The sequence below is a fragment of the Vibrio sp. QJM3NY_26 genome, from assembly GCF_057786005.1.
Genome location: NZ_CM173515.1, coordinates 3,158,815 through 3,179,728, shown reverse-complemented (window position 1 = coordinate 3,179,728; position 20,914 = coordinate 3,158,815). Strand labels below are relative to the sequence as shown.

Annotated in this window: 16 protein-coding genes; 5 read left to right on the top strand and 11 right to left on the bottom strand. The window is 46.2% G+C overall.

Going from position 1 to position 20,914, the window contains the following annotated elements; genetic code table 11:
* Positions 1 to 68 precede the first annotated feature (68 nt).
* From rraA to priA, 7 genes are all read right to left on the bottom strand, one after another.
* Positions 69 to 587: a ribonuclease E activity regulator RraA gene (gene rraA / locus AC3CH4_RS14210; protein WP_004729695.1), complete on the bottom strand. Its 519-nt coding sequence runs from the start codon at positions 585 to 587 to the stop codon at positions 69 to 71.
* A 73-nt stretch (positions 588 to 660) separates the two neighbouring features.
* Complete coding sequence (locus AC3CH4_RS14205; RefSeq protein ID WP_017080187.1) at positions 661 to 1,578, bottom strand: 1,4-dihydroxy-2-naphthoate polyprenyltransferase; 918 nt, start codon at positions 1,576 to 1,578, stop codon at positions 661 to 663.
* Positions 1,579 to 1,733: 155 nt separating this feature from the next.
* Complete coding sequence (gene hslU / locus AC3CH4_RS14200) at positions 1,734 to 3,074, bottom strand: ATP-dependent protease ATPase subunit HslU (RefSeq protein WP_017077598.1); 1,341 nt, start codon at positions 3,072 to 3,074, stop codon at positions 1,734 to 1,736.
* A 58-nt stretch (positions 3,075 to 3,132) separates the two neighbouring features.
* Positions 3,133 to 3,681: an ATP-dependent protease subunit HslV gene (gene hslV / locus AC3CH4_RS14195; protein WP_004729692.1), complete on the bottom strand. Its 549-nt coding sequence runs from the start codon at positions 3,679 to 3,681 to the stop codon at positions 3,133 to 3,135.
* Positions 3,682 to 3,903: 222 nt separating this feature from the next.
* Complete coding sequence (gene ftsN, locus AC3CH4_RS14190) at positions 3,904 to 4,437, bottom strand: cell division protein FtsN (RefSeq protein ID WP_065207417.1); 534 nt, start codon at positions 4,435 to 4,437, stop codon at positions 3,904 to 3,906.
* Positions 4,438 to 4,559: 122 nt separating this feature from the next.
* On the bottom strand, positions 4,560 to 5,564 hold the full coding sequence (gene cytR, locus AC3CH4_RS14185) for a DNA-binding transcriptional regulator CytR (RefSeq protein ID WP_004729690.1): 1,005 nt from the start codon (positions 5,562 to 5,564) through the stop codon (positions 4,560 to 4,562).
* A 240-nt stretch (positions 5,565 to 5,804) separates the two neighbouring features.
* The gene (gene priA / locus AC3CH4_RS14180) at positions 5,805 to 8,006 is read right to left on the bottom strand and encodes a primosomal protein N' (RefSeq protein WP_017083806.1); all 2,202 of its coding nucleotides are present in this window, start codon (positions 8,004 to 8,006) and stop codon (positions 5,805 to 5,807) included.
* 332 nt (positions 8,007 to 8,338) lie between these two features.
* On the opposite strand from priA, the gene rpmE reads away from it, so the two are divergent.
* Complete coding sequence (rpmE, locus tag AC3CH4_RS14175; RefSeq protein WP_004729688.1) at positions 8,339 to 8,557, top strand: 50S ribosomal protein L31; 219 nt, start codon at positions 8,339 to 8,341, stop codon at positions 8,555 to 8,557.
* Between the two features lie 331 nt (positions 8,558 to 8,888).
* On the top strand, positions 8,889 to 10,178 hold the full coding sequence (locus AC3CH4_RS14170) for a malic enzyme-like NAD(P)-binding protein (protein WP_488543069.1): 1,290 nt from the start codon (positions 8,889 to 8,891) through the stop codon (positions 10,176 to 10,178).
* A gap of 232 nt (positions 10,179 to 10,410) precedes the next feature.
* Here the strand turns inward: AC3CH4_RS14170 and metJ are convergent, their stop codons facing one another.
* Positions 10,411 to 10,731 carry a met regulon transcriptional regulator MetJ gene (gene metJ / locus AC3CH4_RS14165; RefSeq protein ID WP_004729686.1) on the bottom strand — a complete coding sequence of 107 codons (321 nt, stop codon included), beginning with the start codon at positions 10,729 to 10,731 and terminating at the stop codon, positions 10,411 to 10,413.
* 208 nt (positions 10,732 to 10,939) lie between these two features.
* Here metJ and AC3CH4_RS14160 point away from each other — a divergent pair, with 208 nt between their 5' ends.
* From AC3CH4_RS14160 to metF, 3 genes are all read left to right on the top strand, one after another.
* The gene (locus AC3CH4_RS14160) at positions 10,940 to 12,121 is read left to right on the top strand and encodes an O-succinylhomoserine (thiol)-lyase (RefSeq protein WP_029222061.1); all 1,182 of its coding nucleotides are present in this window, start codon (positions 10,940 to 10,942) and stop codon (positions 12,119 to 12,121) included.
* A gap of 2 nt (positions 12,122 to 12,123) precedes the next feature.
* Entirely contained in the window at positions 12,124 to 14,535 is a 2,412-nt protein-coding gene (locus AC3CH4_RS14155; protein ID WP_488543068.1) for a bifunctional aspartate kinase/homoserine dehydrogenase II, read from the top strand.
* A 276-nt stretch (positions 14,536 to 14,811) separates the two neighbouring features.
* Entirely contained in the window at positions 14,812 to 15,711 is a 900-nt protein-coding gene (gene metF / locus AC3CH4_RS14150) for a methylenetetrahydrofolate reductase (RefSeq protein WP_004729683.1), read from the top strand.
* 157 nt (positions 15,712 to 15,868) lie between these two features.
* Here the strand turns inward: metF and AC3CH4_RS14145 are convergent, their stop codons facing one another.
* The 3 genes from AC3CH4_RS14145 to argE all read right to left on the bottom strand — a co-directional run bounded on the left by AC3CH4_RS14145 (position 15,869) and on the right by argE (position 20,806).
* Positions 15,869 to 16,408, bottom strand: coding sequence for a PadR family transcriptional regulator (locus tag AC3CH4_RS14145; RefSeq protein ID WP_065207413.1), 540 nt, complete (start codon positions 16,406 to 16,408; stop codon positions 15,869 to 15,871).
* Positions 16,409 to 16,781: 373 nt separating this feature from the next.
* Entirely contained in the window at positions 16,782 to 19,418 is a 2,637-nt protein-coding gene (ppc, locus tag AC3CH4_RS14140) for a phosphoenolpyruvate carboxylase (protein ID WP_017077604.1), read from the bottom strand.
* 251 nt (positions 19,419 to 19,669) lie between these two features.
* Complete coding sequence (gene argE / locus AC3CH4_RS14135) at positions 19,670 to 20,806, bottom strand: acetylornithine deacetylase (protein ID WP_065207412.1); 1,137 nt, start codon at positions 20,804 to 20,806, stop codon at positions 19,670 to 19,672.
* Positions 20,807 to 20,914 lie beyond the last annotated feature (108 nt).

Sequence of the window (20,914 nt, the reverse complement as noted above, 5' to 3'; positions counted from 1 at the left end):
CGTTTTTGTTTGTGTTCTTATGCTTCGTGTTCTTATGGTTTATTTTATTATTTGAAGCTGAGTGAGAGTTACTCGATCTCTTCTTCTTCAACATCCAGATCAAGTTCGACATCTAAAGGCTCTGCCGAAAGAATAATGCCGGTGTTGTCAGCGTAGAGGTAATCTTCCGGTAAGAAGGTTACGCTGCCAAAGTTGACCGGTACGTCCAATTCGCCGACACCTTCTTGGCTCGCACCAACAGGGATAGAAGCCAAAGCCTGAATACCAATGTTCATGTCTTCTAGCTCATCGACTTCACGAACACAGCCGTAAACCACAATACCTTCCCACTCATTGTCTTCGGCAAGTAGGGCAATCTCAGCATCGATCAGCGCTTTGCGTAGTGAGCCGCCACCATCGATTAACAACACACGTCCCAGACCATCTTGCTCTAATACGGAGCGAATCAAAGCATTGTCTTCAAAACACTTTAATGTCGTGATCTGTCCTGCGAAGGATGCACGTCCACCGAAGTTGCTGAACATGGGCTCCACGACATCAACTTGATCCAAATATATGTCGCACAGTGCTGAAGTGTTGTATTCCATTAGTATACCTTTTGAACAATGAGCTTACTTTGAGTATATCGGTGCTTGATCCCTTTGCAATGATTAGTCTCATTTAACTCAATAGAGTTTGAGCTACGACAACCCCTGCAAACAATAGGTTAGTGACCAGTGAGCATTTCACAATCACTGGCATCATTGGTGCAATCTGCGCTGGTTTTTCGGTTTCCCAAACGGCCTTGCCATGTTTGTAAACAATAACAATGCTCAATAAAAACGGCAGGCTGATCCAGACCGGTTTTTCTTGAATCAGTAGGTAGATAGCGAAAGAAGCAAGGGCGAGACCAAGCAGTGCAAAATGATAGTGCTTGGCTTTGCGTTGCCCTAGGCGAACCGCCATGGTGCGCTTACCACATTCGCTGTCGTTCTCTATATCACGCATGTTGTTGATGTTGAGTACCGCAACCGCCATTAATCCACAGCCTAGCGCTGGAAGGAATAGGCTTGGTTCTACATGACCTGTATGTAAGAAGTATGTGCCTGAAACGCCTAACAAACCGAAGAAGATAAATACCGATAAATCGCCAAGGCCAATATAACCATAAGGTTTATTGCCCACGGTGTAAGCGATGGCAGCCATTATGGCTAATACGCCTAACGCGATGAAAGATAAGATGCTTTCAATCGAGGTTAAGGCATGAAAAATAAGAATCAGCCCAGCGAGCATGGTAAACACGATGTTGAGGATGATGGCTTGCTTCATGGTTTTCGCGGTCACCGCGCCGGATTGCATTGCGCGTGTTGGCCCCAGACGGTTTTCGTTGTCTGTGCCTTTTACTGCGTCACCATAGTCATTGGCTAGGTTCGATAAAATTTGTAATAAGGTGGCAGTTAAAAAAGCCAGTAGGGCTATTGATAGAGAAAACTGACCGCCGGCGAACGCTAAACTACTTCCTGTAAGAATAGAGACAAGTGCGAGAGGCAGAGTTTTTGGTCGTGCGGCATCAAGCCAAATCAGTAGAGATTGTTTCATCGTAGGTCTAATTCTTTGTAAGTCTTCGTTTCAAACTGTGTTTTGAGTATACGCCCATTTTTCGGGTAATAAAAAGCCCACTCGAAAGTGGGCCTTGAATTCGCTTACTAGCTGCTATTTCTTTGAGATAGAGCAATAAGTTGGAGTTTCCTGTGCTACAGGATGAAGCGACTTAGGTCTTCGTCTTCCACGAGCTCGCCAAGCTTAGATATTACATAAGCTTCATCAATCAGCAATTTACTGCCTGCTCGGTCTGTTGCGTCAAATGAAATTTCATCCATTAGGCGCTCCATGACTGTGTGTAGACGACGCGCACCGATGTTTTCAGTAGTTTCGTTCACACGCCATGCTGCGTCTGCAATTTGGTTGATGCCATCTTCAGTAAACTCAATGCCGACATCTTCTGTTTTCATCAGGGCAATGTACTGTTCTGTCAGTGACGCCTTTGGTTCAGTAAGAATACGTTTGAAGTCATGTGCTGATAGTGCTTCAAGTTCTACACGGATTGGTAGACGACCTTGTAGTTCAGGGATCAGGTCTGATGGCTTAGCCACTTGGAATGCGCCTGAAGTGATAAACAAGATGTGGTCAGTTTTAACCATGCCGTGCTTCGTTGATACTGTGCTGCCTTCGATTAGAGGCAGTAGGTCGCGCTGAACACCTTCACGAGATACGTCTGGGCCTGAGCTGTCGCCACGCTTACAGATTTTGTCGATCTCATCGATGAATACGATGCCGTTGTTTTCAGCGTTGAAGATCGCGCTCTCTTTTAGCTCTTCTTGGTTCACAAGCTTCGCAGCTTCTTCTTCCGTCAGTGCTTTGAATGCGTCTTTGATTTTCATCTTACGTTTTTTCTTGGTGTCGCCCGCTAGGTTTTGGAACATGCCCTGCAGCTGGTTCGTCATCTCTTCCATACCAGGAGGTGACATGATTTCAACGCCCATTTGCGGTGCGGCTACATCGACTTCGATCTCTTTGTCGTCTAGCTTACCTTCGCGCAGTTTCTTGCGGAAAATTTGGCGAGTGTTTGAAGAGGTGGTGTCTTCAGTTGATTGCTCGTTCTGACCCCAAGCATCACGTGCTGGTGGTAGAAGGGCATCAAGAATACGTTCTTCAGCTTGCTCTTCAGCGCGGTATTGTACTTTTTCCATCGCTTGTTGATGCGTCATCTTGATCGCAACGTCCGTTAGATCACGGATGATGGTCTCAACTTCTTTACCAACGTAGCCAACTTCGGTGAACTTAGTCGCTTCTACCTTGATGAACGGCGCATTAGCGAGTTTCGCTAGACGGCGAGCAATTTCAGTTTTACCCACACCCGTTGGGCCAATCATCAGGATGTTCTTTGGTGATACTTCAACACGCAGGCTTTCTTCAAGCTGCATACGACGCCAGCGGTTACGTAGAGCGATAGCCACTGAACGCTTAGCGTTGTCTTGGCCGATAATGTGGCGATTGAGTTCGTGAACAATTTCGCGAGGAGTCATCTCAGACATGGTTTTTCCTTAATTCTTTAATCACTGTTGAATACAACGTTATTGATGGAAGCGGTCGTTACTCTGGCTTTGGCAGCTCAACGGTGCTTTCTAGTTCTTCAATAGTGTGGTGATGGTTGGTGAATACACAGATATCGCCAGCTATGTTCAGCGACTTTTCTGCGATTTCACGCGCATCTAAATCAGTATTTTCTAATAGTGCAGTCGCTGCTGCTTGAGCGAAGTTACCGCCCGAACCGATCGCAATCAGGTCGTTCTCTGGTTGAACGACGTCACCGTTACCAGTAATGATCAGCGAAGCGGTTTCATCCGCGACTGCTAGCAGTGCTTCTAATTTACGTAGAGCACGGTCGCTACGCCAATCCTTCGCCAGCTCAACGGCAGCTTTGGTTAGGTGGCCTTGGTGCATTTGCAGCTTGCTTTCAAATTTTTCGAATAGCGTGAAAGCATCTGCCGTACCGCCAGCAAAACCAGCCAGTACTTTGTTGTTGTATAGGCGACGTACTTTACGGGCATTGCCCTTCATTACAGTATTACCTAGAGATACTTGTCCATCACCCGCGATGACGACTTTATTATTACGACGTACAGATACAATGGTAGTCACGAGTAGGGCCTCTTAATATTTCTTATCTTTGGGTATAAAAAGTATATGAGGATGGTGCTCGGATAATTCAAGGAAGGGCGAGTGATGTCGCGCAACTTATCGGCGGAAGTTGTAAGGAAAACTGACTAAAAGGAGTAAATAAAAGAAAACCTCCACAATGGGAGGCTTTCGGAGTTTGGTTTTCGGCTTTTGTTAAGATTAAGACTGCGACTATCGCTAAATCTAATCGGTGTCTTTCCAAATAGCGCAAGGTTCAATTTTCGCCCGTTGCAGCTTATGGCGATCGCGCTCGGCGTCACGCTTCAACTTGTATGGCCCTAGAACCACACGGTACCAGCTACTGCCGTCTTTTTTACGGATTTCACTCGAGATACCTTGGAACGCAATATCTAACTTGCGCGTTTCTGCCTGTGCTGACGTTTTGTAAGCGCCACACTGCATCACGTAAGGGATCTTAGAGATCTCTTGTTCTTTGGCTTTAACTTCAATCTCGCGGCTTGGCAGCGTTTCAACGTAGTCCCACTTCTCTTCAGGAGGCGGTGGAATCACTTTCGCTGGTTTTGGCTTAGGTTTTGGTTTGGTTACCACTGGAGTTGGCGGCTCAGGATCATTACTCAATAAGTAAAGTCCATAACCAAAACCACCGGCAAGGAGGATCGCCAAAAGACCACTGCGCCAAGGTTTACGGCGAGGGGCTTGTTTCTTGGTCGGTTTTTTCGTGCCACGACCGCGCTTTACATAATCTCTATTAGCCACAAGACAATTCAATAGTTGCTGATTCTGTCCTCATGGTAATCCAGATTGCGCGAGGATAATAGTGCAGAAATGGAAGCGGCACATCAAAATGTGCCGCAGATTTATAAGGGTATTTCTGAGGGTTACATTCGAGGTGGTGCGGTGCTGCCTCTAACGACTAATTTAGCTTCAAGCAGACGCGAACCTGCTTGCACATCGTTGCCCTTCAATAGATCAAGCATCATCAACATCGCTTGGCGTCCAATCTCATAACGAGGCTGAGAAATAGTGGTTAGCGGTGGATCGCAGTATTGAGCGAATTGGATGTCATCGAAGCCAACAATCGATAGGTCTTGAGGAACACGTAAACCTAGCTTCTTCGCTTCTTGAATCGCACCAATCGCCATCGCATCGTTATGACAGAAGATCGCTGTAGGTTGTTCAGGAAGTGCAAGTAATTGACGAACCGCTTGCGCACCCGCTTCAAAGGTGAAATCGCCCACAGTGCTGTAAGCTGGGTTCATTGATACTCCAGCGCGGCGCAATGCTTGTTGGTAGCCTTGTTGACGGAACTTACACAGGGTTGCAGTCGTTGGTCCAGAGATCTGAGCGATGCGCTTATGACCTAACTGAGCGAGGTAATTCACGGCTTCAAATGCAGAGGTTAGGTTGTCGATATGAACCGTTGGCAGTTCAAGCTCAGGTGCGAATTCACACGCCATAACCATTGGCGGTAAATTCTTTTGCTCAGGCTTACTGACATCAAACGGATGATCAGTGCCAAGCAGTAGCATACCGTCTGCTTGTTTGGTGAAGACCAAGTTAACAAACGAAGACTCACGCTTCTTTTGTTGACCACTGTCACCCAGTAGAACGAGGTAATCATTCTCTACAGCGGCATCTTCGATACCACGAATGATTTCGGCGAAGTAAGGGTCACAGATATCAGGAACGATAGTGATGATGGTTTTTGATTCGTTGCGACGTAAATTTCTAGCTAATGTATTGGGTGAGTATCCAGCTTCAAGTACTGCTGTCTCAACTCGTTTACGAGTAGAAACCGAGACTTTTTCAGGGTTCATCAATGCACGTGATACCGTTGCCGTTGAGACGCCTGCTAGCTGGGCAACATCCTTCATTGTCGCCATAAATTAAACCCTCTTTTAAGTTCCTTTGTCGCCTAAGTATTTAAGGCGTGAATAATTAATACAATCGAATAGATATCATGAAAGTGTTGCTAACACTTTTTTTATTGCAATATTTTATTCGTTTCATCCGTGTAAAGTTACGGCTAGATTAACAAAAATCACATGACTAGTGTGAGGTTGCTCACGAGAAATATGAAATATTTGTGAACAAACTTATCATTAGTTTTAACCCAAGTAGGTTTAGCTCAAATCTTGTGGCTCAATATCGAGTGACCAACGGACTTTTTTCGCAGCAGGTAACATATTAATTGCCGGCTTCGCACTCATTAATAACTTCTGCATTAACGAACGAGTCTGAGTTTGTAGAATCAACTGCCAGCGTGATTTACCCGCTCGCTTGGCCAGTGGCGCTGGGGTGGGGCCTAAAACCATGCAATATTGGTCAAACAAGGGGTGCGATTCTAATGTATGACGAACCTGACGCAAGAACTCTTCCACCAAACGTGTGTCATTGGCTTCCGCTCTAAACAGAGTCATAAAGGTGTAAGGTGGCAGCATCGCTTGTTTACGCTCGGCCAATGCAGTTTGGGCAAAGTGGTTATAGTCTTTGTGGAGTAGTGCTTGCAGCAACCCATGCTCTGGATGGTGAGTTTGTAAGATAACCTCACCCGGCTTACTGGCACGGCCTGCTCGACCAGCGACTTGAGTAAACAGTTGCGCCAACCGTTCAGAGGCGCGGAAGTCACTACTATATAAAGAGGCGTCCACATCCAATAACGCCACAAGTGTCACGTCAGGAAAGTGGTGACCTTTAGCAAGCATCTGTGTACCGATAAGAATTTGGTATTCACCTTTACGAATCGACTCTAGCGCGCTTTCTAAGCTGCCTTTGCGGCGGGTGCTGTCTCGGTCAATACGAATGGTTTTGTATTCAGGGAATAGCTGACCAAGTTGAGCCTCTAACTGTTCTGTACCTACACCCACCGTCACTAAGTTCGCTGAACCACAGCCTTGGCAATTGTGCACGATATGCTGCTGAGAACCACAGTGGTGACAGCGCATCTCATTGCTGTATTGGTGATAGGTGTAGTAGGCATCACAACGCTTACATTCCGCTGTCCAACCACAATCGTGACACATCAATGCGGGAGAGAACCCACGGCGGTTGAGAAACAACATCACTTGGTTGCCCGCTTTGAGGTGTCTTTGCATTTCAGCAATCAAAGAAGCAGACAAGCCACTTTCTAGATATTCACCCTTCACATCCAACACTTTATTGGTGGTCGGCAGCGCGACACCCGCACGTGAGGTCAGGGTGAGGTAACTGTATTTACCGATCTGAGCGTTGTGCAGCGTTTCAAAGGCCGGAGTCGCCGAGCCTAACACAACCGGAATCTGTGCTTTATGAGCACGCATGATCGCGACATCACGAGCGTGGTAGCGTAGGCTATCTTGCTGCTTATAAGAGGCGTCGTGCTCTTCATCGACAATGATAATTCCCAGATCAGCGAACGGCGTGAACAGAGCCGAGCGCGTACCAATCACAATGCCCGCTATTTTGTCACGTGCTGATAACCAAGCATTCAATCGTTCAGAATCGTTTAATCCAGAGTGAATCACCTCAACAGGCACATTAAAACGACGCTTAAAGCGATTAATCGTTTGTGGAGTGAGGCCTATTTCCGGTACCAATACTAATGCTTGTTTACCTTGCTCGAGAATCGGCTTGATCATATTGAGGTAGACTTCGGTTTTACCTGAGCCGGTAACCCCCTCTAGCAAGAAGCAACTAAAATCGGTTTGGCTATTTACTGTCGCAATCGCGATCGCTTGTTCAGCATTGAGCTTCGGCTTGTCTTGTTCGTTTTCAAGTTCAACGGGCCACGGCTGGCGCTTTGGCTTTTTCTCTACCGACTCAATCCAACCTTTCTCTTCCAAAGTCTTAAGCACCGCGCTGCCTACTTCCTCGTCAATGAACTCTTGATGAGGAACAGGGCCGTGTTCAAGCATGTGCATCACTTTGGCTTGCTTAACCGCACGACCAAAGCCTTGCATCAGTTGATCTCTGCCTGATGGGGTCAATTGCCACTCGACAAGCGTTGCGAAGTCGGCAGCTTTGCCTTTTCGTAAAGCGCTTGGTAGAGCATTAGCCAAGGTTTCACCCAGTGGATACTGATAGAACTGGCTGCACCATACCAAGAGTGAATAGACCGATTCTGGCCAAACAGGTTGGTTGTCTAATAAGGCTTTAATGGGCTTGAGCTTGTCTAGCTCGAATTCAGATTCGTTAACCAGAGCTGTAACAATACCTGTTAAGGTTTGTCGTCCAAAAGGCACAGATACTCGTCCACCAATAATCGGGAATAGGTGGTTAGGAATCTTGTAATCGAACTGCTTGTCTAGTGGAACAGGCAGTGCCACGCGGGCAATCATTGGACGCATAAAGGGACAGCTTTATCTGAGTTGACGAGAGCGAACAGTCTAATGGATAAGGGCGTTAAATTCGAGGAGCAGTTTGGATGAGAGTATCGAGTTAACGAAGGAAGATAACGAGAGCCCGAAATCTCAGGCCGACAAAGGAAATAAAAGAGGCTATTGGTGAAAAATGTATCAAATCAGTTGATCCTGCCTTATAGATTCATTACTATACTGCGCCTTAAAGGTATGGCTTTATCGCAGTTTAGTGATGCAGCGGTGTCTTTATTTTATTTTTTAACTACGTGTGGTGTGCGGCTTAGAATCGTATAGCGACACGGCCTACTTGAGGTTATCCCATGAAAACTGGTATCCACCCAGAATACAAAGCAGTTTCTGCAACTTGTTCTTGCGGCAACACATTTGAGTTCAACTCAACGCTTGCAAAAGAATCTATCCACCTAGACGTATGTGACAAATGTCACCCATTCTACACTGGTAAGCAACGTATCGTAGATACTGGCGGCCGTGTTGATCGCTTCAACAAGCGTTTCGGTGCTCTTTCTAGCAAGAAGTAATTCTCGCTATTTAGACATAAAAAGGACACTTCGGTGTCCTTTTTTGTTGCCTGAAATTTAAGAAAACGCTGAATCTTATTCAGCCATCAACTTCTCGAAACGACAGGCAACCCGCTTGAGTTTTGTTTCATAACTTACACCCAACACTCCATTCTTGAAATCCGCTCGAAAGTTCAACAAGCGACAGTAATTTCAACTGCTCACTGGTCTTATTAGTAGTGAAATCTCGTTTTTTAATGAGACAGAGGCTTTAACCACCTAGGAACTTTGAAGTACATCTATTAACATGAACAAGATCCCCCAAATAATAATATCCTAGGAACCTACACCTATGTCTGAAGACAGCCGCCAAGATCAATCCTCTCAAGCGTTATCGCCTCAAGAACAATTCCGTCAGCAAGCTCTTGATTACCATGAGTTCCCAATTCCAGGCAAAATTGCCGTAGCACTGACGAAGCCTGCAAACTCTGCAGAAGACCTAGCACTTGCATACAGCCCAGGCGTGGCTGAGCCTGTTCGCGAGATCGCACAGAACGTTGATAACGTTTATAAGTACACAGGTAAAGGCAACATGGTTGCAGTTATCTCTAACGGTACAGCGATTCTTGGCCTAGGTAACCTTGGCCCTATTGCTTCTAAACCTGTTATGGAAGGTAAAGCGCTACTGTTTAAGCGTTTTGCTGGTTTAGATTCTATCGATATTGAAGTAAAACACCGCACAATCGATGAGTTCGTTGATACGGTTGCGAATATCGCAGATACATTCGGCGGTATTAACCTAGAAGACATCAAAGCACCTGACTGTTTTGAGATTGAGCGCCGCCTGATTGAGCGTTGTGATGTCCCTGTTTTCCATGATGACCAACACGGTACAGCGATTGTAACGGCTGCAGGTATGCTGAACGCGATTGAGCTTCAAGGTAAGAAGCTTGAAGAGTGTAAGATCGTTTGTTTAGGTGCTGGCGCAGCAGCTGTTGCTTGTATGGAACTGCTGATTAAGTGTGGCGCTCAGCGTGAGAAGATCTACATGCTTGACCGTAAAGGTGTAATCCACACTCGTCGTGAAGACTTGAATGAATACAAAGCGCTATTCGCAAATAACACGGACAAGCGCACGCTTGAAGATGTTATTGAAGGCGCTGACCTGTTCTTGGGCGTATCGGGTCCTAACCTGCTACCAGCTAAAGCACTCACGCTGATGGCTGATAAGCCTGTTGTGTTTGCATGTTCAAACCCAGATCCAGAGATCAAGCCAGAGCTTGCTCATGAAGTTCGTTCTGACCTTATCATGGGTACAGGCCGTAGCGATTACCCGAACCAAGTAAACAACGTACTTTGTTTCCCATTCATTTTCCGTGGTGCGCTTGATGTGCGTGCGAGCGAAATCAATGATGAGATGAAGCTGGCTGCGGTTAAAGCGATTCGTGAACTAGCGAAAGAAGAAGTTCCGGCTGAAGTACTTGCTGCTGCAGGTGAGACTGCACTGGAGTTTGGTAAAGGCTACATCATTCCTAAGCCAATGGACCCACGTCTACTTCCTCGCGTAGCACAAGCGGTTGCAGTAGCGGCCGTTGAATCTGGCGTAGCTCGTATTGAGATGCCTGCTAACTATATGGCTTAATGCTTTAATAATTTAATAATTTAATAATTTAATAATTTAATAATTTAATAGCTTAATAGCTTAATAGCTGTTGCTCTATTGAGCGAAAAAGAATAATAAAAAACCGACTCATAGGAGTCGGTTTTTTTTATGTCTATCATTCACAGAGCAGCTACCGATAACGTAGTGGGTGATGTGACAAATAAGGTTCAGCTATAGCGAATCAATATTGAAGGCAGTGACTGAGTTGTTTTTATTCTTCGTCAAACGCTTCGAATTCGATACCCATCTCTGTCATCAGCTTTTTCACTTCAGTCGGGATGTCGTCTGGACGGTCTTTACGGAGATCTTCATCCGTTGGCAGTGGTTGGCCTGTGTACGCATGTAGAAAGGCTTCGCACAGTAGCTCACTGTTTGTTGCATGGCGTAGGTTATTAATCTGGCGGCGAGTGCGCTCGTCAGTAAGAACCTTTAACACTTTTAGAGGGATAGAAACTGTAATTTTTTTTACTTGTTCGCTTTTCTTTCCATGCTCAGCATATGGGCTTATGTATTCACCATTCCAGTCGGCCATTGCGTACCTTCATCACTTTAGTTGTTAGAATAAATTAATAGTGGTGATTTTAGCGGGATTTACTGCCATAAGCAAAGACATATAGACGTCTAGAAGTGTTGACGTCTCACATTTATGAAAGTAAAGTGAATAACATATATCTAACACAGCCGCAAAATGCCGACAAGCCGCTGTGATTCTCAGACGCAAAACTTGTAAGGAAGCACCTATGAGCAGCCGGAAGCCAGCAACAATCGCAGTACGTACTGGTATCGAGTCAGACACGCAACACCATGCCGTTGTCCCACCTATTTATCTTTCGACTAACTATGGGTTTCCCGCTTTTGGTGAAGTGCCAAAGTACGATTACACCCGTTCTGGTAACCCAAACCGTGGTTTATTAGAAACGGCATTGTTTGAGCTTGAATCTGGCAAAGGTGCAGTGGTGACTAACTGTGGTACTTCGGCACTTAACTTGTGGGTATCCGCTTTCTTAGGCGGTGATGATCTTATTATCGCACCACACGACTGCTACGGTGGTACTTACCGCCTATTTAATACCCGCTCGTTAAAAGGTGACTTCAAAGTTTTGTTCGTTGATCAATCGGATCAAGCAGCGTTGGATGCGGCGATCGCGCTCAAGCCAAAGTTGATCTTAATCGAAACGCCATCGAACCCGTTGGTTCGTGTGGTTGATATTGCAGAGACTTGCCGTAAAGCGAAAGAGGTAGGTGCTCTGGTTGCTGTCGATAACACGTTTTTGACGCCTGTGTTCCAAAAGCCTTTAGAGCTGGGTGCTGATTTTGTTATCCACTCAACCACCAAATACATCAACGGACACTCAGATGTTATTGGTGGCGTTGTCGTGACGAAAACTGAAGAGCACGCTGAAGAGCTTGCATGGTGGGGCAACTGTATTGGTGCGACCGGCACACCATTTGATAGTTACATGACTCTACGTGGTATTCGTACGCTAGGTGCGCGTATGCGTGTTCACGAAGAGAGTTCACGTGAAATTCTGACGGCTCTGCAACAACAAGATCTGGTGGGCACTATTTACCACCCAAGCCTTCCTGAACACCCGGGTCACGAGATCGCGAAGAAACAGCAGTTGGGCTTTGGTTCCATGTTGAGCTTTGAGTTTGCGGGCTCTTTTGAAGCACTTAAATATTTTGTAGATAAGTTAGAGTTATTTTCTTTGGCTGAATCACTGGGTGGTGTTGAAAGCCTGATTTGTCACCCTGCGTCGATGACTCACCGTGCGATGGGCGAAGAAGCATTGGCAGAAGCGGGTGTTTCTCAACAACTACTGCGCCTTTCTGTTGGCCTTGAAGATGCGGAAGACCTAATCGACGATCTCAAGCAAGCGTTTGAAAAAACACAACGCTTTATTGCTGAAGGGGAGGTTTAATAATGGCAACCTTTCGCCAGCTACATAAATTTGGTGGCAGCAGTTTAGCGAACCCTGAATGTTACCAACGCGTGGTCAACATTCTTAGAGAATATTCATCAGCGACGGATTTGGTGGTGGTATCGGCCGCAGGCAAAACAACCAACCGCTTAATTGAGTTTGTCGAAGCGCTCGACAAAGATGGTCGTATTGCTCATGAATGCCTGCAAACCCTTCGTCAGTTTCAACTTGAACTGATTGAGGCTCTGCTTGAAGGTGAAGCCGCCTCGCAACTAACGGCAACCATTCAACAAGAATTTACCGCTTTGGGTGAGCTTACAGCTCCCTTGAGTGAAGCACAAAAAGCACAAGTACTGGGTCATGGTGAGGTTTGGTCTTCACGTTTGTTGGCGACGTTGTTGTGCCAGCATGACTTACAAGCGGTTGCTCAAGATGCGCGTGCCTTTTTACGTGCAGAAGCGGGTGCTCAACCTGAAGTTGACCGCGCACGCTCTTATCCTCTGATTAAAGAAGCCTTGGCGCAGCATGCACATTGTCGCGTGGTAATTACTGGCTTTATGGCTCAGAACTGCGAAGGCGAAACGGTGCTGCTTGGGCGTAACGGTTCGGATTACTCTGCAACTGTTATTGGTGCTCTGGCTGAAGTTGAACGCGTGACAATCTGGAGTGATGTGGCGGGCGTATACAGCGCAGACCCTCGTTTGGTTTCGGATGCGTGTTTATTACCTCTGCTTCGCCTTGATGAAGCCAGTGAATTAGCTCGTCTTGCGGCTCCAGTGCTACACAGCCGAACGCTACAGCCTGTCGCTCAAAGTGCTATGGATCTCAGCTTGCGCTGCAGCTACCAGCCGGAGGCGGGCTCTACACAGATAGAGCGAGTACTGGCATCGGGGCGTGGTGCAAAAATTATTACCTCTTTGGATGAAGTTCTTATCGTGCAATTGACCTTTGGTCACGGCCATGATTTCGACCGTCTGGAGAGTGAAGTCCTTGAAGGGCTTAAGCGTGCTCAATTAGAGCCGCTTGCTTATGAATTAGAACCCGATCAACACTGCTTGCGCCTTGCTTACACGGAAGAGATCGCTGGTGGTGCATTAGAATATCTACAAGATCACGCGATTGAAGCTGAGATTAAACTGAAAGAAGGTTTTTCTCTGATTGCTGCAGTGGGTGCGGGTGTGACTAAGAACCCGAACCATTGCTACGGTTTCTACCAGCAGCTCAAGAGCTCGCCAGTGGAGTTCATCTCAGAAGCGAACTCAGGCTTAAGCTTGGTAGCCGTGATTCGTAAGAGTGAAACATCAAGCCTAGTGAAAGGTATTCACTCTCAACTGTTCCAAGCTCAGAAGCGTGTTGCGATTGCCTTGTGTGGTAAGGGCAACATTGGCTCAAGTTGGTTAAGCCTGTTTGCTGAGCAAAAATCGGAACTTGAAAAGCGTCGTGGAATGAACTTTGAATTGGTTGCGGTGGTTGATAGCCAAACCTATTGGTTCGACGATCAAGGCATTGATGCGACTTCAGTTGGTAAACGTTTTGATGATGAAGCGATTGCTAACAATGGTAACGACTGGCTAGAGCGTTTAGGTTCTATTCAGAGTTACGATGAAGCTGTGGTACTCGATGTCACCGCAAGCCCAGTGCTTGCTGAAAAATACCTACAAATTGCACAACAAGGTATCCACCTGATCTCGGCTAACAAGGTGGCAGGATCTGCATCGAGCGAGTATTACCATCAGGTACAAGATGCTTTCGCTAAGATCAGCCGTCACTGGCTGTACAACGCGACAGTGGGTGCTGGTTTACCTATCAACCACACTGTGCGAGACCTGCGTGAGAGCGGTGACGATATCATTGCTCTGTCTGGTATTTTCTCTGGCACTTTGTCTTGGTTGTTTCAACAGTTTGATGGCACGGTGCCATTCAGCGAACTGGTTGACTTAGCGTGGCAACAAGGCCTGACGGAACCGGATCCTCGTGCTGATCTAGATGGCTCAGACGTGATGCGTAAGTTGGTGATTCTAGCGCGTGAATCGGGTTTGGATATCGAACCTGAAAACGTAAAAGTGGAATCGCTCGTACCTGCGGAGCTGCAAGAGCTATCAGTGGATGACTTCTTCGATAAAGCTTCTGTTCTAAGCGAAGAGTTGGCTGAGCGTTTGGAAAAAGCGCACTCTCAACAAAAGGTTCTACGTTACGTAGCGCGTTTGGAGAAGAATGGTAAAGCAACCGTAGGCGTTGAAGCACTATCGAAAGAGCACGCACTGGCGAACTTACTGCCCTGCGATAATATCTTTGCGATTGAGAGTAAGTGGTACAAAGATAATCCATTGGTTATTCGTGGCCCGGGTGCTGGACGTGAAGTAACAGCTGGCGCAATTCAATCTGATCTAAACAGAATGTCTAGCTTGTTTTGATACTCAGATCGGTTGGTATAGTACGTAAATAGCATACTATTCACTAAGATAAATAAGGCTGAAAGCACGATGTGTTTCTCAGCCTTTTTTCTTCCTTATTTTTGCTTTGCGACCCATCTAACGACTTGAGTTTTACTCACGATCTACTTGAGAAAAATTCATAATGGATCTGTTGACATTAAATCGTATTCAATACATCCTACAGACATATAGACGTCTAAACGTCGTTTAAGGATTTGAGTTTTTAGTGGTTGCTTTTACCACAGGGAGAGTAAGATGGGATACACACACGCTAGTCATATCGACGCTTTAAATCAGAATATCGCTGAGCTTTCTGACAACATCAATGTGTCATTTGAGTTTTTTCCACCAAGCAGTGAGAAGATGGAAGAGACCCTATGGAACTCTGTTCACCGTCTTAAAACACTTCAACCAAAATTTGTATCGGTAACTTATGGTGCAAACTCGGGCGAACGTGACCGTACCCACTCAATCATTAAAGAAATTAAGAACCAAACTGGCCTAGTGGCAGCGCCGCACCTAACGTGTATTGATGCTAGCCGTGAAGAGCTAATTCAAATTGCCGACGATTACTGGGCAAATGGTATTGAGAGCATCGTTGCGCTGCGTGGTGACATTCCAGCAGGCGGTGGCGCGCCAGAGATGTATGCATCTGACCTAGTCGAGCTACTTAAATCTCGCCACGATTTTGATATCTCAGTAGCGGCATTCCCTGAGGTTCACCCTGAAGCAAAAAGCGCTCAATCAGATCTTATCAACCTAAAGCGTAAAGTGGATGCGGGTGCTAACCGTGCAATCACTCAGTTCTTCTTTGATGTAGAAAGCTACCTACGTTTTCGTGACCGCTGTGTAGCGGCAGGTGTGGATGTTGAGATTGTACCGGGTATCTTACCGGTTTCTAACTTCAAGCAAGCGTCTCGTTTCGCTGCGATGAATAACGTAAAAGTACCGGGCTGGATGGCGAAGCAATTCGAAGGTTTGGATGATGATCCAACAACTCGCCAGTTAGTCGGTGCGAGCCAAGCGATCGATATGGTTCGTACGCTGAGCCGTGAAGGCGTGAAAGACTTCCACTTCTACACGCTAAACCGTGCAGAAATGACCTACGCACTTTGCCATACTCTAGGTGTTCGCCCACAAGTTGCTGCGCTGTAATTAAGCTTCAGCCTTGTTAAAGCGCTATTTTCTGTAAATCTCAAATCCGAGAGATACAAAAAAGGCTTGGACTCTAAGAGTTCAAGCCTTTTGCTTTTCTAGCGTCTAGCGTCTAGCGTCTAGCGTCTAGCGTCTAGCGTCTAGCGTCTAGCTTCGCTTAAGCAAGAGCACCAAGTTCAAGCAGTACTTCGTCCGCCCAAACAATCCATGCTTCACGGATAAGTAGGTTACGACGAAGCGTTAAACGCTCAAGGCGTGCTTGCTTGTCTAGTGTAGATGGCGTTGCGTAGTAAGCCGCTTCGATTTCTTTGTAGTGAGAAACCAGTTTGCGAGACTCTTCAACTAGCTCAGCAAGTTGTACACGGTAAGCGTCAGCAGGTTGTACAGCACAAGCCATTAGCTTAGCTGAGAACTCGTCACGAACGGTTGGGTGTGCAGTTGGTTGTTCAAACCATTCACCTAGCGCGCTGCGGCCTGCGTCAGTGATAGAGTAAACTTTACGATCAGGTTTGCCTTCTTGAGGCTCAAGCACGCAAGTTACCTGGTCGTTCTGAGCCATTTTATTTAGCTCGCGGTAAACTTGTTGGTGGCTAGCTTTCCAGAAGTAACCAATGCTTGAGGAGAATTCTTTTGTGATATCGTAACCAGTAGCATCGCGTGTACTTAAAACGGTTAGAATTACGTGTGGTAATGACATGTCTGAAATCCAAATGGTAAACAGTAAACAAATACTTAGACAACAAGTGTGCTTCTAATGGCACGTTATATTGGTTATGTCTAAGTAGCACCAACTCGGCGGTTGGTTATGTCACCTTACAAAGCCGTTTATCACCTAGGTTGACCAGTTTATAGGTCAAGTTGCTGCAGATTATTTTTTTGGAGTGTTTCCGCAGCGGAGCAGTAGTATATCTAAATAATAAGCATAAAGTAGAATACATGGACAAAATAACCCAAAAAACTGACAAAATACTTACTAGAGGTTATCTGGTGAAATAAAAAGGCCGCATATGGCGACCTTTTGTTCTTTTTTTAGATGTAAATGCTGATTAGGTTATAGTAGGAATCACTAATTAACCAGTGTTTCGCATACCTGCTGCAATACCTGCAATCGTCACCATTAGTGCTTCTTCTAGCTCTGCTGGTGGTGTTTCACACTTACGAGTACGGTAAAGTAGTTCTGCTTGAAGCATGTTTAGTGGCTCAACATAGATGTTACGTAGGCGAATTGATTCAAGCCCCCATGGGTCACTCTGCATCAGGTTCTCGTTATTTTCTACATTCAGCACGGCTTTGATGTCTTTCTGCAATTGTTCACGCAGTAATTCACCCAACGGCAGCAGTTCTTTATCAACAAGGCGTTGATCGTAGTACTTCGCGATTTCCATGTTGCACTTCGAGTACACCATTTCCAACATACCTAGACGAGTAGAGAAGAATGGCCATTCACGACACATTTCTTCCAGTAGCGCTTGATGGCCTTGATCTACGGAGTATTGGATTGCTTCACCTGCACCTAACCATGCTGGAAGTACCAAACGGTTTTGGCTCCAAGAGAAGATCCATGGAATCGCACGTAAGCTTTCTACGCCACCGTTCGGGTTACGTTTTGCTGGGCGAGAACCGAGCGGCAGTTTGCCTAGTTCCAGTTCAGGTGTCGCTTGACGGAAGTAAGGTACGAATTTCTCTTCGCCACGAACTACGTTACGGTAAGCCTCACAAGAGACTTGAGACAGCACTTCCATTAGGTCGCGCCACTCTTGTTTTGGTTCTGGTGGCGGCAGAAGGTTCGCTTCTAGAATCGCACTTGCGTACAGGTTGAAACTGTTTACGGCAACATCTGGTAAGCCAAGCTTAAAGCGGATCATTTCGCCTTGCTCTGTTACACGTAAGCCGCCTTTTAAACTCTTAGGTGGCTGAGAAAGAAGTGCAGCGTGCGCTGGCGCACCACCACGACCAACTGTACCGCCACGACCGTGGAATAGAGTCAGTTCAATGCCCTCTTCTTCACAAACCTTAACCAGCTTATCCATTGCGTCGTATTGCGCCCAACCTGCAGACATTACGCCAGCATCTTTTGCTGAGTCAGAATATCCAATCATCACCATTTGGTGGTTCTGGATAAAGCCACGGTACAAATCGATGCTCATTAGCTGTTTCATTACTGCTTCTGAGTTGTTCAAGTCGTCCAGCGTTTCGAACAATGGACATACGTCCATGCGGTACGGGCAACCACATTCTTGCAGCAACAAGTGAACAGCCAGCACATCCGATGCTGTACGAGCCATAGAAATTACATAAGCACCAAAGGCTTCGCGAGGTTGAGCAGCAACGACCTTACAGGTGTCTAAAACCTCTTTGACTTGTTCAGATGGCTCCCAGTCGCGCGGTAGCAGTGGGCGTTTTGAGCTTAATTCATTGGTTAAGAAAGCAATCTTGTCTTGCTCGCTCCACTGGTCGTAATCGCCAATGCCTAGGTAGCGAGTCAGTTCAGATAGGACATCTGAGTGACGTGTACTTTCTTGACGAACATCGAGACGAACTAAATGCACACCGAATGCTTTTAGGCGACGTAGGGTATCAAGCAGAGAACCATCTGCGATTACGCCCATGCCACATTCGTGCAGCGATTGGTAACACGCGTAAAGTGGTGTCCAAAGTTGGTCGATGTTCTGCAGTGTTTCTTTCTTCGGTACTTCAGCATCATGCAGTTTTGCGTCAAGCACTTCTAGCGTGTTGTTCAGCAGAGTGCGTAGGCTCTTAAGGATTGCACGGTAAGCTTCGTGCTCATCGCCAGCCAATTCACGAACGGCATCATTACACTTCGTCATCGACAGTTCGGTAATCAGCTCGTTCACGTCACCTAGGTACAGATCAGCGGCTTTCCAGCGAGATAGGCGCAGTACTTCTTTGGTGATGGTGTGCGTTACGAATGGGTTACCATCGCGGTCGCCACCCATCCAAGATGAGAAGTGAACTGGGCGTGCATCGATTGGTAGGCCTTCACCAAGGTAACCTTTTAGTCGGCCATCCATATCACGTAGGAAATCAGGCACGGCTTCCCATAGAGAGTTTTCTACAACCGCAAAGCCCCACTTAGCTTCATCAAGTGGTGTCGGGCGTTGCTGACGAATCACATCAGAGTGCCAACCTTGAGCGATAAGCTGCTCTAGGCGACGTTCTGTTTTCACGCGCTCTTTGTGTGATAGGTCGCTTAATTCCAATTTAGACAGACACTCGTTGATCTTAACCAGCTTGTTGATCATGGTTCGACGAGTGATTTCTGTTGGGTGAGCGGTCAAAACGAGTTCAATGTTCAGGTCGCGAACGGCTTGAGCCGCGTCTAGCTTGCTGATGTCATTTTGATTTAGTTTAGAAAATAGAGATTGCAGCACGTCTGGTTCACAAACATGCTCCTCACAGTGGCGAGAGATGGTGTGGTATTGCTCTGCCATGTTGGTGAGGTTGAGAAATTGGTTAAATGCACGAGCAACAGGAGTGAGTTGTTCGTTCGGCAGGTTTTTGATTTCTTCAACTAGGCTGTCACGGTCAGCTTTGTTGCCTGCGCGGGCGGATTTGGAAAGTTTACGGATAGTCTCCACTTTCTCTAAGATAACGTCACCATGTGCATCTTGGATTGTGTTACCTAGCAAGCGTCCCAGCATGCTTACGTTACTCTTGAGAGCGGCGTATTTCTCGTTCATTGTCATCCTGCCTCGTAAAAAAATTACATCCATTGTTCCTTGTTAAGTACACAATCTAGCGAAAAGTGCTGTATCTAGTCAAATAAAGCATTCTAAGTTTGCAATTATTAGGTTTAAAAATGCGGGAGAAGTAAATTTTTCAAAACTTAGAGAAAAAGTGAAATTTAATTACAAGATCAGGCTGTGTCAGGGATAACAGAATAAAAGCCACCTTTTTGGGTGGCTTATATACGAAAATATTGGAAGGGAAGTAATAACTAGAAACAATATTTACGGATCGATTTACTCAGAACATCAATTGTTGGGTCAATAAAATCGAAGCTTAAGAACTCATCGGGTTGGTGAGCTTGGTCAATTGAGCCTGGACCTAACACCAAGGTTGGACATAACTCTTGAAGGAAAGGTGCTTCAGTACAGTAGTTCACGGTTTGCGATTCAATCTCACAAACTGATTCCATGCCACCAATAAATGGATGGTCGTGCTGGCACTCATAACCCGGGATTGGTTCATGCAGGGGAGTAATCTCAATTCTGTCCGGCCATTTTGCTTCTACTTCTTTAAGCGCGCTACGCAGCATGTTATCCAAGCCATCTAAGCTAATGCCCGGTAAAGGACGAACATCATAGTGCAGCTCACAACAGCCACAGATACGGTTAGCGCTGTCGCCACCGTGAATATGACCAAGGTTTAGAGTAGGGCTTGGAATTGCAAAACCTGGGTGATGGTATTCTTTGACTAGCTTGTCACGCAGCTGCATTAAAGCAAACAGCACCTCATGCATGATCTCAATGGCGTTGACGCCTAATGCCGGATCAGAAGAGTGGCCTGACTTACCCGTTACTCGAACAGCATTAGCGACATGGCCTTTATGACCACGAATCGGCACTAGGCTAGTTGGCTCACCAATGATGCAGTAATCCGGTTTAAATGGCGCATTCTCAGTGAAGTGACGTGCACCCAACATAGTGGTTTCTTCGTCACAGGTTGCTAATACATAAAGCGGCTTGGTCTGTTTGCTCCAATCCATCTTCTTTGCAGCTTCATAAACGAAAGCGAAAAAGCCTTTCATATCGGCCGTGCCCAATCCGTAGAAGCGGTTGTTGTGTTCTGTCAGTGCGTGAGGATCGAAATTCCAACGTCCTTCATCGAATGGCACCGTATCGCTGTGTCCTGCAAGCAATAAGCCGCCTTCTCCAGAACCCATCTTTGCGACCATATTATGCTTGCCGGGTTCGACCTCTACCACCTCAACACTAAAGCCTACGTCTTTAAACCATTGAGCCATTTTTTCGATCACTTTCTCGTTGCCATGATCCCAGCTTGGATCGGTTGAGCTAATGGAGTCGGTGGAAATTAGGCCTTTATAGACCTCAAGAAAACTCGGTAATTGCATAATAACTTCACTTCTACTATTGACAGGAAAACCATAAGTCGGTAAAACACATATTAAATCATATTTAATGCATAAGAAATCAAATAAAGCTAAAAATTAAGTATGAAT

Coding starts and splice junctions, on each gene's coding strand:
- cytR (WP_004729690.1), bottom strand. CDS start 5,564: ATGGCGACAATGAAGGATGTTGCCCAGCTAGCAGGCGTCTCAACGGCA.
- AC3CH4_RS14160 (WP_029222061.1), top strand. CDS start 10,940: ATGAGCAGCCGGAAGCCAGCAACAATCGCAGTACGTACTGGTATCGAG.
- rpmE (WP_004729688.1), top strand. CDS start 8,339: ATGAAAACTGGTATCCACCCAGAATACAAAGCAGTTTCTGCAACTTGT.
- ppc (WP_017077604.1), bottom strand. CDS start 19,418: ATGACAATGAACGAGAAATACGCCGCTCTCAAGAGTAACGTAAGCATG.
- priA (WP_017083806.1), bottom strand. CDS start 8,006: ATGCGTCCAATGATTGCCCGCGTGGCACTGCCTGTTCCACTAGACAAG.
- hslU (WP_017077598.1), bottom strand. CDS start 3,074: ATGTCTGAGATGACTCCTCGCGAAATTGTTCACGAACTCAATCGCCAC.
- AC3CH4_RS14155 (WP_488543068.1), top strand. CDS start 12,124: ATGGCAACCTTTCGCCAGCTACATAAATTTGGTGGCAGCAGTTTAGCG.
- AC3CH4_RS14205 (WP_017080187.1), bottom strand. CDS start 1,578: ATGAAACAATCTCTACTGATTTGGCTTGATGCCGCACGACCAAAAACT.
- rraA (WP_004729695.1), bottom strand. CDS start 587: ATGGAATACAACACTTCAGCACTGTGCGACATATATTTGGATCAAGTT.
- metJ (WP_004729686.1), bottom strand. CDS start 10,731: ATGGCCGACTGGAATGGTGAATACATAAGCCCATATGCTGAGCATGGA.
- argE (WP_065207412.1), bottom strand. CDS start 20,806: ATGCAATTACCGAGTTTTCTTGAGGTCTATAAAGGCCTAATTTCCACC.
- AC3CH4_RS14145 (WP_065207413.1), bottom strand. CDS start 16,408: ATGTCATTACCACACGTAATTCTAACCGTTTTAAGTACACGCGATGCT.
- metF (WP_004729683.1), top strand. CDS start 14,812: ATGGGATACACACACGCTAGTCATATCGACGCTTTAAATCAGAATATC.
- AC3CH4_RS14170 (WP_488543069.1), top strand. CDS start 8,889: ATGTCTGAAGACAGCCGCCAAGATCAATCCTCTCAAGCGTTATCGCCT.